Below are 11667 nucleotides of genomic sequence, written 5' to 3' on the forward strand. Positions count from 1 at the left end.
TGTAACACAAAGGAGAAATATAGGATGGGTGTAAAAGACTTAAGAAAAATAGATTTGTATTTGCTCGTACCATATTTGTTGATCAGTGTAATAGGATTATTGATGATTTATAGTGCGAGTACGTTTCGTTTGATGTCATTCGATCAAAGTACGAATCAACTTTTAGTTCGACAAATGATATTTGTAGTGCTTAGTTGGGCAATGATTTTTTTCATTTACCGAGTGAAACCTGCATTTATCCTCAATCATCGAATCGTAAAAATAATGATGGGAATCGGTATCGTGGGGCTGATCTTGACAAAGGTACCTGGGATTGGTGTCAATATCAGTGGGGCGCAACGATGGATCTCCATTGCAGGTTTTCAATTCCAACCTGCGGAAATTGTCAATGTCGGTATGATTTTTTATTTAGCTTATTATTTTAGAAAACCCAAGCAATCATTGAATGAACTAAAAAAACCTTTTTTTATCATCGCTTTATGTTCCCTACTGATTTTATTCCAACCAAAAGTAGCTGGTGCGATCTTGTTGATCATCTTAGCTGCAATCATGATCACGACGGTTCAATTACCAGTTCGCTATATTTTATTATTTTTTGCAGGACTGTTCAGTTTCCTTTTGCTCCTTGGAGGCATTATTTATTTACTAGGGCAAAATGATCTATTACCAAGTATTTTTGCCCATACTTATGATCGCTTGAGTATTGCCTTTAATCCTTTTTTAGATCCTTATGGAAAAGGATTTCAGATGAGTCAATCTTATTATGCAATGTACAACGGTGGGCTTTTTGGATTAGGTCTGGGAAACAGTATTACCAAAAAGGGGTATTTACCAGTAGCTGAGACTGATTTTATTTTTTCGATTATTTTAGAAGAGTTAGGGCTGATTGTGGGCTTACTGATTCTAGCAATGTTATTTTCGATTATTTTGCGTTTGTTTGTCTTGAGTGCGAATGAGACAAACCAACAAATCGGGTTGATTTATTTGGGAACTGGGATGCTATTATTACTGCAGACAAGCATCAATATTGCGAGTATCAGCGGCATGATCCCAATGACAGGTATTCCGCTTCCTTTTATTAGTTATGGAGGATCAAGCTATTTGATTTTATCCATGCTTTTAGGTATTTGCCTGAAACTGTCCTCGCGAGGTAAGCAAAATGAAATTTAAATTTAAATTTAACGAATTCAACTACGCATTGTTTTTACCGATTTTTCTATTTTATCTATTAAGTGTCGCTGTGCAATATGGGGCAGCGGTATATGACCAAATCCCAGTCAGAGGTGTCGTTTTCAAACAAATCGTCTTTTGTCTGATGTCCTTAGGGCTGTTGTTCGTCATCCAACGTGTGAAAACAGTTGTTTTTTTGAAATACTCCCCTTATTTTTATGGGTTTTCTCTAGTAGTGATGGCATTACTACATCGTTTTTACGATCCTGTGATGTTTCAAATCACAGGAACAAAACGTTGGCTTAGGATCGGTGGTTTTTCTTTCCAACCATCTGAACTAGTAAAATTGACCTTTATTTTAGTCATCGTTTATCTGACATTGATCTATGAACAAAATGTCAAGCAACGGACTGTCAAATCGGATTTACTTTATGTCGGTAAGATTCTACTCGCTAGCGTGCCGACCTTTTTATTGATGTACATGCAAAAAGATTTTGGAACAAGTTTGGTTTTTGTCATATGCTTGGGGGCATTATTCATGATTGCTGGGGTCCATTGGAAGATCATGACGACAATGACTGCGATTCTAGTAATTCTCGGGGCCATTTTGATTGCATTAGTTTTTACTGAATACGGACATCAGATTTTATATCGTCTGAATTTTAAGACTTATCAGTTAGATCGAGTACGGGCATGGGTTGATCCATTTGCTTATAGCCAATCGATTGGGTATCAACAATCACAAAGTTTGCTTTCCATCGGGGCAGGTGGGTTTAGTGGCAGGTCTGAAGCAATCAATCCAATTTACGTTCCTGTTCGCGAATCGGATATGGTATTTACGGTGATTGCTGAAACATTTGGCTTTTTAGGAAGTGTTTCTGTGCTCTTTTTATATTTTTATCTTTTTTACCAAATCATTTATAGTGCAATCGAAACAAATAATAAAGGGAATGTATATTTTGCGATTGTCTTCGTATTTGGTTTGTTATTCCAAGTGTTTGAAAATATTGGAGCTACGATCGGTCTACTCCCATTAACAGGGATCCCTTTACCATTTTTAAGTCAAGGAGGAACCTCTCTCTTAGTTATTGGCTGTGGTTTAGGCATTATTTTAGGATTTAAAAAGTATGAATGAGAAGTAGAAGGGAAGTTATTATGAAACAGATACCAAAAGGAACATTGGTGGTAGCACTCGTATCATTCGTCTTGTTGACGACTTTAACCACACTAGTTATGACAGAAAATACCTTATTCAACCAACTCGATTTAGCCATTTATCGACAGGAGCGTTTGATCGAACTCCCAGTATTAACAACATTTTTCAGTTATTTTGCAAAGCTAGCAACGATTATTCCTACTTTATTTTTCACAGGATTGCTTGCAATTTTTAGTTGGCGGAAACAGTACCATAAATTAGCCATTTGGCAAGTCTTAATGGTTTTGACAGTTAGTTTGATCGGCTACGTGATGAAACAAGCTATCCAGCGGACACGACCTGACGTGGAGCAATTGCTTCCTAGAGCTTCTTACTCCTTTCCAAGTGGTCATTCGATTTTGTCCATGACATTATTCTTAGTTTTTTTGATCACCATGTATATTATTTATCGTGAGAAAAAGGTAAATAAACTAGTTTGGGTGGGAGCTCTTTATCCATTATTGATTGCTGGTTCTAGAATTTATTTGAGAGTACATTATCCTAGTGATATCTTAGCAGGTTTTTTACTGAGTTTTTCAGTCGTGTTCTTATGCTATAGTCTATTTTTCTCTTTTATAACTGAAAAAACAGTAAGAAAAAAGCACCAACAAAAACGAATATTCACTAGAAAACAAAAGGTTTTATTGTCTATTATGGCATTTCTTTTCTTATTAGTGGGTTCTGCAGTCGCTTATGGTGTTCGCTTTTACTACGATGCAAGACAGACAGTGACGTCGATGCAACAACCGCTGCAAAGAGAAACCGTTCAGCGGGAAAAAGATACACCAGTCAGTATTTTAGTTTTAGGTATCGCCAATAATTCAATTAGAAAAACAGACTATCGTGCAAATACGATCATGTTGGTTACATTGAATAATCAAAAGAAAACAACGACGATCACGAGTATCCCTCGAGATTCATTCGTCGAAATTGCCAATATGGATGGACTGGTCGATAAAATCAATCATGCCCATTCTTATGGTGGTATCGACATGATGGTGGATACGGTTGAACAATACCTGGATATACCGATTCATCACTATGTATCATTGAATATGGATGGATTAGAAGCGTTGATCGATGCTGTGGGGGGCATCACTGTAAACAATGCGTTTGAATTTACAGCAGAAGACATCCATTATCCAGAAGGAACGCTAGAATTAAATGGTTGGGAAGGATTACAGTATGCGCGTATGCGAGCAGAAGATCCTGAAGCTGACTATGGGCGACAGAAAAGGCAAAGGGAAGTCGTCAATATTTTAGTCAATGAGTTCTTATCTGTGAAAAGTTTGTTCAATTATCGTCAACTTTTAGAGGTAGTCGGTGAAAATGGGACAACGGACATGTCCTTAGACGAAATGCTCGGAATGATGAATGAATACCATACGGCATTGTCCAATATCACGAACCATCAGTTGAAAGGTGAACAATATATTGGTGATGGCATCTTGGGAGAAGCAGGGATCTACTATGAGAAGATACCAGAAGAGGAACGGATGAGAGTGATGCAGTTAGTGCAAGAACAATTAGAAACAACAGGGCAGACCGCAGCTCAACAGTAAGAACAATCTTTATCATATAAAAAAAGCAGCTGGAATGGACGATGATCGTCATTTCAGCTGCTTTTTTAGGTAAAAGTCATCACGCAGTCTATTTGCTTGCGTTTATCTTTCGTTGATCGGTGTAGCGGCAAATTGTTCGATCAATGGCACTAATGTCAATTTCACTTTGTATTTACGTTCTAAAGCTTTTTCGATCGTAAATTCATTGACGGCGGACATAGAGATCTCCGCTAATTTTCGTGTGTCGTCTTTGACTGTTTCATTGATCACTACAGCATCTGTTGTTTTTTCAGCAGTGAACTTCGGATATTCTGCTACTTGTTTTGCAAAGTCATCGAAAGTCAAAGAATCTGTCGCTACTTTTTCTTCACTTGTATTTTTGTCAGGTGTTGCTTCTTCACTGACTGGTTGAGAAGCTGTTTCAACTTTTTCTACTTCTTTTGTTGGTGTTTCTTTTACAGTCGCTTCGTTAGTGACTGGTGTTGCCACAGGTTGAGCTGTTGGTTGATCTTTTTTCATACGTTGATCATTCCAGTAAGAAACGATCTCGATCAATAGATTGTCACGGAAACGTTCAAAAATCGTTGCTTCACCAGAACGAATACGTTTCAAGACAGCAGTAAAGTTATCGTCGATCGGTACATTGATGCGTGTATCTTCATTCGCTTGTCCTGCTAAACCAATAATCAAGACTTGACGGTTTTTAGGATCAAGCATGACTTGCAATGGTAGCCCATAACGGCGTAAACTTTCTTCTTCCAATGAACGGAATAATTGTGTGCGAATTCCATCTAAAGAAGGACGGAATTGTTTTAATAATTTTTGTTTTTGTTTTTTCTTCATAAATACTCTCCTTCATTCATACCCTTTCGATTATAAGAAAAAAACGAGCAAATGAAAAGGTTTATCAAGAAAAAACTTTTATTACTCAGATAGAAAAGGAAAAAAACTGGGATCTAATGGAAAAAATCCCAGTTTAAAAGAGTGGTGGGATGTGAGTCCTTTCCCACCTTCTAAAACCGCATAAACGGCGGGAACAGAAGTAACCTCTTCGGAAAATAAGGAACCAGTCACAAAAAATTGAAGTACAATTTTCATGGCTAGCGCCTTATTTCTCGAGGTTGAATACTTCTGTCCCGACGTCTCAAAAAGGGGAGCAAAAGTCCATAGACTAATGCTCCCTAATCTAGTTATTTTTTTGGCAACAAGGCAAAGGTGACTAGTTCAGGTGAATAGATGACCTCATGTCCTTGCCATTGCATCGTCATCAATGAATGATCCAAACGTTTTTTTATTTCCGCAAGTTTTTCATCCCTTGACCAGTTTCGAGCAGGAAAATGCTGGATTTTTTCTGGACGGATCAAAAAGATAAAATCTGGATCAAATGTCTGCGTCACTTTTTCAGATAAACGATCTAAGCGGTCCACGGGGTTCATAGAATATCACTATCCTTTACCTTTAAAATTGTGTAGTATCTGGATCTTTTGCTTTGCCAACGACACCATCTAATTGGTCGATCGTCTTCATTTCTTCTTCTGATAGCTCAAAATCAAATAATTCAGTATTCTCTTTGATCCTGCTTGGTGTAACAGATTTTGGTAATGGTAAGAAACCGTGTTGTAATGACCAACGCAGCGCTACTTGGGCAATGCTCTTGTTGTGTGTTTCGGCGATCTCTTGCATTTCTGTGACGTCGAAGATTTTACCAGTTCCCAGAGGACTGTATGCTTCAAGAACCATATCATGCTTTTTCGCGTACTCAACAACAGGTGGTTGCAATTCGCCAGGAGCAAGAAATACTTGATTGACCATTGGCATGATTTTGGCTGTTTTTGCAAGTTCATCTAAGTGATGCGGTAAGAAGTTGCTGACACCGATTGCTTTGATTTTGCCAGCTTCGTATAACTCTTCAAACGCACGCCATGTTTCGGCATTTGCTTCTTGCCAATTTTCGCGGAAAGAAACTGGATTAGGCCAATGGATCAAGAAAAGATCCACATAGTCTGTTTGTAATTTTTTTAAGGACTCTTCGAAAGAGGACATTGCTAGGTCGTAGCTATGATTTTCGTTCCAAAGTTTAGTCGTTAAGAAAATCTCTTCTCTTGGAACACCACTTTCTTTGATTGCTTGTCCGACACTTTCTTCGTTTTTGTACCCTTGAGCGGTATCAATATGACGATAACCGGCAGCTAATGCTTCTTTAACTGAAGAAACAGCAACGTCTCCGTCAGGAGTTTGCCAAGTACCGAAACCGACAACAGGGATTTCATAGCCATTTGATAAACGATAAGTAGATGTTAGTGAATTCATACTTTCAGCTCCTTTTATTTTAGTACACTTTAAGTGTAGCTTATTTTCTAAAAAAAGAAATGTATTTTGTTTGTTATAAAATATTTTTTCGTTCGTTCCATTTTGTCTCTGGTATTTTTGTTTGATTTTCCGTAAACTAGAGCAGAAAGGAATGAAACGATGGATATCTATTTAAAAAAAGCAATTTTGCATATTATTGATCGAGAAACAGGATCTCCTGTATTTTCACAACAAGAACTAGATCTTACGAAAGATTTTGTCAGGGATTTTCTACAAAAGAAGATCCAAAAAATCTCTTCTGCGCAGACCAAAACTGGGCAACTCACTGAAGAAAGCCTATTTTCACAAAACTTGAAACAGTGTCAGGAAAATTTTGTCGAAGAAAGTGAGCGTTTGGTCCAACGGTGGTTTGACATCTATGCAGAAAGTGAAGAAGCACCTAGTGCAGATGTCTTCGTTGTCTTGTATGAAGTAGACACTGTGATGTATTTAGCTTTATTGAAAGTGAATTATCGTGATGCTTATACTCACTATGTGGAAGCAGATGAAGCCGGTATTGACAACCGTTTGATTTTGAACCGAGCGATCCTTGGCTCAAAATCTCAAAAAGCAGATGAAGCATTAGCAGTCAATCTGACGGATCTGACTTATGAATTGATCGAAAAACGTTATGAGTTCTCTGGTAAAAAAGAATGGTACTTTTCGGGAAAAGTGATTGAGAGCGTCCCGGCACCTTCTTTGGAAGACAACGTCAAAGTGATAAAAAAAGTGGCGAAGCAGCTAGGCAAGAAGTTTGAAGCAGAAGAGTTCGATATCATGGCGGACTTAAAAGAAGCTGTGTATGATACGATCGAAGAAAAAGGCAGACTGGATCATGAAATGATCGCGGAGAAAGTATTCAAAGAAAATATCACTGCCAAGTTAGCATTCCAAGAAGAAGTCAAAGAACAAGGCTTTATTCCAGAAGCACCACCAGTTAAAGAAGTACAAGAAATCTCTGAGAAAAAATTTGGAAAACAAAAATTCCGTTTATCAAATGGCATCGAATTGATCGTACCAGTAGATGTTTACCGTAACCCGGATCTGATTGAATTTGTCAATAATCCTGATGGCACGATTTCTGTCATGATCAAAAATGTTGATGAAGTATTGAATCGTTTATAGTTTCTTTTAGATGAATCAACGAAACGAAATAAAAGTGAACAGTAAAAAAGCAGTCAATATCCACGAAGTTCGTTCTTCAAGTCTTGTGGATGTTGACTGCTTTTTGTGTATTGTTTTTTTGTAAACTGGTTCATTGATTCTGAGAATTGTCCAAATCAATTATCTAGTTGATCTAACGCTTTGTCCGGTACTTGAGAAGCTGTTACTTCTTCCCAACTGATGACGCCTTTACGTGAATTGACTTTTAGTTTTAAATAGGCATCCATTTTTAATGGACGCTCTCTCGCTTCCCGTAAAGTGACTTTTTTTTCTTCTCCTTGTGCGTTGTAAGCATTTTGGTCGTATACATAAACAGAAATATCCATGTCATTGTCTGCTGAATCAACTTCTTTTTCTCCGTTAGTGGTGATTTTTGTATAATAAGTTTCACCGCCATAGAAATAATCATAAGCGATAAAGCTTCCTCCTAGGAAAATCCCCAATACGATCAATAATGCTATCACTTTTTTTATCATTTTTTTCACCTCGGATACTATTATTCAACAAAATCTATTATTCGTCTATCGAAAGTCTAAAATTTATCGTATTTATATATATTAATGGCATATTCGGCGTTTTATGTATAAAATATTTAAGTTTTCTTTGAGAACATTTTTAAAGTTGATCTTACGATAATCGAATTTTAGGAGAGCTAGTTGCTTTGCTTAAAAAAACACAACTTATATAATAATGTTATGAAAGGTGGTATTAAAATGGAACTGTATTATTTAGTTGGTTTGTTTGGTATAATTTTTGGGCTTTATGTTCTAGCAAAAAGAAACAATAAGATAAAACCATTGTTTTCAAAATTAACTTTAGCATTTTTGGTTGTATACTTGATCTGGCGTCTTTTCTACACGATCCCAAATGATGGTGTGATATCATTAACTTTCGGTCTTATTTTATATGTGGCAGAATTTATTGGCTTATTTGTGTATGGTTTTTTTATTTACTTGTTTTCTAATAAGTTATCGAAAGAGTCCATGAAAGTTCATTACGATGAGGAGCCATTTCAACCAAGTGTAGCAGCGTTTATTTGTACGTATAATGAGGATAATAAATTAGTGATTGCGACTGCTTTGGCTGTCAAAGCGTTACGTTATCCAAATAAGAAAATATATATCTGTGATGATGGACATCGTGAGGAATTGAAAGAACTTGCAGAAAAATACCATATTGGTTATCTGACAAGAGAAGGTAACGAGAACGCAAAGGCAGGAAATATCAACTATGCACTTTCACAAACAAGTAGCGACTTGATTTTGCTTTTAGATGCTGATTTCATCGTTAAGAAAAATATCATTTACGAGGCTATCGATTATTTTAGAAATCCAAAGGTTGCGTTAATTCAATATCCTCAAACTTTTTATAATAAAGATCCTTTTCAATTATTGAGAAAATCATTTTACAATGAACAGGAATTATTTATGCGTTTTTTAGAACCAGCCCTTTCACGTGAAAATGCGTTGATCCATATCGGGACCAATGCTATCATTCGACGCAGTGCTTTAGAGGAGATAGGTGGTGTCCCAACAAAAAGCATCACTGAAGATATGGCAACAGGGATGTTATTGCAAAACGCTGGTTATGAAACGATTTTCATCAATAAAGCTTATGCTTTGGGAATCACGCCTTATACAGCTCGAGAGTTGTCCTCTCAACGGACACGTTGGGCGCAAGGAACAAAACAAATATTTGACCATTTTAAACCACGTAAATTTAAAGGGTTATCTCGTATGCAAAAGTTGTGTTACTACAATTCTTATTTGTACTGGTTTACTTCATTTCAAAAAATCATTTTTTTATTAGCACCAACTCTTTTTATGGTCTTTGATATATTTATTGTTCGAAGTAATAACAATCAGTTATTATTGTTCTTTTTACCACCGTTTGTCATGATTTCTCTTTCGTTTCGGTTGTATGTTCCTAAAATCAGGAATCTTACTACTTCGCATATCTATGATTGTTTTGTCGCGCCGATCCATACTAGAGCATTGATCAAAGAGTTCTTTCATTCGGAAAAAAAATTCAAAGTGACAAAAAAGGAACTTGTTGACAGTCAATCTTTTGATTGGCGAACAGTTTTTCCCCACATGTTACTATTTGGTTGGATCGCTTTCGCCTCTATCGTTGCATTGTACCGACTTTATCGAGGAGAAGGATATGAAACAGGCTATATTGTGACACTTCTCTGGTCAGTTTATAACCTTTATGGGTTATTCTATGCGATTTTGATTGGTAAAAATCGAAAAATTGAAAGCGACAGTGAAGCATTGAGCATTGTAACAAAGAAACAACTAAGTTATCTATCCCAATCATTTGAGATGTATCAAATGAGTTATAACGGATTTAGACTTCGTTCCAAAAAATTAGTTACTCCTACTTTTACACCTGGGAAAGCTTATTTATTTATGGATGAGAAAACTGGACTCCGAATCAATTCGATATGTAAAGAAAATCATGGGAGATATGCGACTTTCTCATTTAATAATTTGACACAAGCTTCTGCAGAAGAACTTGCAAGTTACTACAGTGATCAGTTGAATGCAGCAAAACAATTAGAATTCGATATGGAAACCGATACTTTACAAAGTTGAGAGTATGACCATTACTAATAGAAAACGAACACTGACAATAATAACAATAGCGATATGACAGAGGTCGGAACAGAAGTATTTAGCCTCGATAAATAAGACGGCAGCCACGTAAAATGTTCTTCAAATTTTTGTGGCTGCCGTCTTATTTCCGAAGAGGTTGCTTCTGTTCCCACTGTATATTCGCTTTTTGAGTATTCGTGAAGACTAATATCCTACACACTTTTTTATTGAAATAGTATATCGAAACACTTTAATTGACTTTGACCAATTTTGACGTATAATAGGTTTTGTTCATGACTTACAAAAAGTAAGCTCGATTGATTTTTCGAGTTTATACTGAAAAAAACGGTATGGACGATGAGCTGAAATCATTCAGTGCATAAGACTATTTAGGAGGTTTGTTAATTATGGCAAAAGAACATTTTGATAGAAGTAAACCACACGTAAACATCGGGACCATTGGACACGTGGACCATGGGAAGACCACATTGACTGCTGCAATCACGACAGTATTAGGGAAAAAAGGCTTAGCAAATCCTCAAGATTATGCAAGCATTGATGCAGCTCCTGAAGAACGTGAACGTGGGATCACCATCAACACAGCACACGTAGAATATGAAACAGATAAACGTCACTATGCACATATCGATGCACCAGGACATGCGGATTATGTGAAGAACATGATCACAGGTGCCGCTCAAATGGATGGTGCGATCTTAGTTGTTTCTGCGACAGACGGACCAATGCCTCAAACTCGCGAGCATATCCTTTTATCACGTCAAGTCGGTGTAAAATATTTGATTGTATTTTTGAATAAAGTTGATTTAGTCGATGATGAAGAATTGATCGACCTTGTAGAAATGGAAGTTCGCGAATTATTGAGTGAATATGGTTTCCCAGGTGATGATACACCTGTTATAAAAGGCTCTGCCTTGAAAGCATTACAAGGTGATCCTGAAGCAGAAGCTGCGATCAATGAATTGATGGAAACAGTGGATGAATATATCCCAACACCAGAGCGTGATACGGATAAACCATTGCTTTTACCAGTGGAAGATGTTTTTTCGATCACTGGTCGAGGAACTGTAGCATCTGGTCGAATCGACCGTGGAGCTGTTCGTGTCGGTGATGAAATCGAGATCATCGGAATCAAACCTGAAACGAAAAAAGCAGTTGTGACAGGGGTAGAGATGTTCCGTAAAACGTTAGATTATGGTGAAGCTGGAGATAACGTAGGAATCTTGTTACGTGGTATCCAAAGAGAAGATATTGAACGTGGCCAAGTAATTGCGAAACCTGGTTCAATCACACCACATACAAAATTCAAAGCGGAAGTCTATGTATTGACGAAAGAAGAAGGCGGACGTCATACACCGTTCTTCAATAACTACCGCCCACAATTTTATTTCCGCACAACAGATGTGACAGGTACGATCGTGTTGCCAGAAGGAACAGAAATGGTCATGCCTGGAGACAATGTAACAATCGAGGTAGAGTTGATCCATCCAGTGGCAATCGAACAAGGAACGACTTTCTCCATTCGTGAAGGTGGTCGGACTGTCGGTTCAGGAATGGTAACAGAAATCGAAGCGTAAGTATTTTTATAAAAAAACGCCGTTTGTATAATTAA

The 11667-nt window shown here is 37.2% G+C and carries 10 protein-coding genes; 6 read left to right on the forward strand and 4 right to left on the reverse strand.

Features of this window, described 5'->3' with window-relative positions; genetic code table 11:
• Positions 1-24 precede the first annotated feature (24 nt).
• Genes CUS89_RS09910 through CUS89_RS09920 form a run of 3 tightly spaced genes read left to right on the forward strand, consistent with a single transcriptional unit; the run spans position 25 to position 3927 of the window.
• Positions 25-1170 carry an FtsW/RodA/SpoVE family cell cycle protein gene (locus CUS89_RS09910; RefSeq protein WP_104871998.1) on the forward strand — a complete coding sequence of 382 codons (1146 nt, stop codon included), beginning with the start codon at positions 25-27 and terminating at the stop codon, positions 1168-1170.
• Positions 1160-2305: an FtsW/RodA/SpoVE family cell cycle protein gene (locus CUS89_RS09915; protein WP_104871999.1), complete on the forward strand. Its 1146-nt coding sequence runs from the start codon at positions 1160-1162 to the stop codon at positions 2303-2305. Before CUS89_RS09910 ends, CUS89_RS09915 begins: the two co-directional genes overlap by 11 nt.
• Before the next feature lie 20 nt (positions 2306-2325).
• Positions 2326-3927 (forward strand): phosphatase PAP2/LCP family protein, encoded by a 1602-nt coding sequence (locus tag CUS89_RS09920; protein ID WP_104872000.1) that lies wholly within the window; start codon positions 2326-2328, stop codon positions 3925-3927.
• A 102-nt stretch (positions 3928-4029) separates the two neighbouring features.
• Here CUS89_RS09920 and CUS89_RS09925 read toward each other — a convergent pair whose 3' ends face one another.
• The 3 genes from CUS89_RS09925 to CUS89_RS09935 all read right to left on the reverse strand — a co-directional run bounded on the left by CUS89_RS09925 (position 4030) and on the right by CUS89_RS09935 (position 6237).
• Positions 4030-4770, reverse strand: coding sequence for a hypothetical protein (locus tag CUS89_RS09925; protein ID WP_104872001.1), 741 nt, complete (start codon positions 4768-4770; stop codon positions 4030-4032).
• Between the two features lie 347 nt (positions 4771-5117).
• Positions 5118-5363: a hypothetical protein gene (locus tag CUS89_RS09930; protein WP_010735801.1), complete on the reverse strand. Its 246-nt coding sequence runs from the start codon at positions 5361-5363 to the stop codon at positions 5118-5120.
• Positions 5364-5385: 22 nt separating this feature from the next.
• On the reverse strand, positions 5386-6237 hold the full coding sequence (locus CUS89_RS09935; RefSeq protein ID WP_104872002.1) for an aldo/keto reductase: 852 nt from the start codon (positions 6235-6237) through the stop codon (positions 5386-5388).
• A gap of 159 nt (positions 6238-6396) precedes the next feature.
• On the opposite strand from CUS89_RS09935, the gene CUS89_RS09940 reads away from it, so the two are divergent.
• Positions 6397-7401, forward strand: a complete 1005-nt coding sequence (locus CUS89_RS09940; RefSeq protein ID WP_019723512.1) for a nucleoid-associated protein — start codon at positions 6397-6399, stop codon at positions 7399-7401.
• Positions 7402-7556: 155 nt separating this feature from the next.
• Here CUS89_RS09940 and CUS89_RS09945 read toward each other — a convergent pair whose 3' ends face one another.
• Positions 7557-7913 (reverse strand): YxeA family protein, encoded by a 357-nt coding sequence (locus CUS89_RS09945; RefSeq protein WP_181055350.1) that lies wholly within the window; start codon positions 7911-7913, stop codon positions 7557-7559.
• A gap of 240 nt (positions 7914-8153) precedes the next feature.
• Between CUS89_RS09945 and CUS89_RS09950 the strand changes: the two genes are divergently transcribed.
• Both CUS89_RS09950 and tuf read left to right on the forward strand, forming a co-directional pair.
• A complete protein-coding gene (locus CUS89_RS09950; protein ID WP_104872004.1) occupies positions 8154-10037 on the forward strand; it encodes a glycosyltransferase family 2 protein in 1884 nt (627 codons plus the stop codon).
• A 407-nt stretch (positions 10038-10444) separates the two neighbouring features.
• A complete protein-coding gene (tuf, locus tag CUS89_RS09955) occupies positions 10445-11632 on the forward strand; it encodes an elongation factor Tu (protein WP_104872005.1) in 1188 nt (395 codons plus the stop codon).
• The last annotated feature ends 35 nt before the right edge of the window (positions 11633-11667 follow it).

The organism is Enterococcus mundtii (genome assembly GCF_002947535.1).
GTDB lineage: Bacteria > Bacillota > Bacilli > Lactobacillales > Enterococcaceae > Enterococcus_B > Enterococcus_B mundtii_B.

Coding starts and splice junctions, on each gene's coding strand:
- CUS89_RS09925 (WP_104872001.1), bottom strand. CDS start 4,770: ATGAAGAAAAAACAAAAACAAAAATTATTAAAACAATTCCGTCCTTCT.
- tuf (WP_104872005.1), top strand. CDS start 10,445: ATGGCAAAAGAACATTTTGATAGAAGTAAACCACACGTAAACATCGGG.
- CUS89_RS09920 (WP_104872000.1), top strand. CDS start 2,326: ATGAAACAGATACCAAAAGGAACATTGGTGGTAGCACTCGTATCATTC.
- CUS89_RS09950 (WP_104872004.1), top strand. CDS start 8,154: ATGGAACTGTATTATTTAGTTGGTTTGTTTGGTATAATTTTTGGGCTT.
- CUS89_RS09930 (WP_010735801.1), bottom strand. CDS start 5,363: ATGAACCCCGTGGACCGCTTAGATCGTTTATCTGAAAAAGTGACGCAG.
- CUS89_RS09910 (WP_104871998.1), top strand. CDS start 25: ATGGGTGTAAAAGACTTAAGAAAAATAGATTTGTATTTGCTCGTACCA.
- CUS89_RS09935 (WP_104872002.1), bottom strand. CDS start 6,237: ATGAATTCACTAACATCTACTTATCGTTTATCAAATGGCTATGAAATC.
- CUS89_RS09940 (WP_019723512.1), top strand. CDS start 6,397: ATGGATATCTATTTAAAAAAAGCAATTTTGCATATTATTGATCGAGAA.
- CUS89_RS09915 (WP_104871999.1), top strand. CDS start 1,160: ATGAAATTTAAATTTAAATTTAACGAATTCAACTACGCATTGTTTTTA.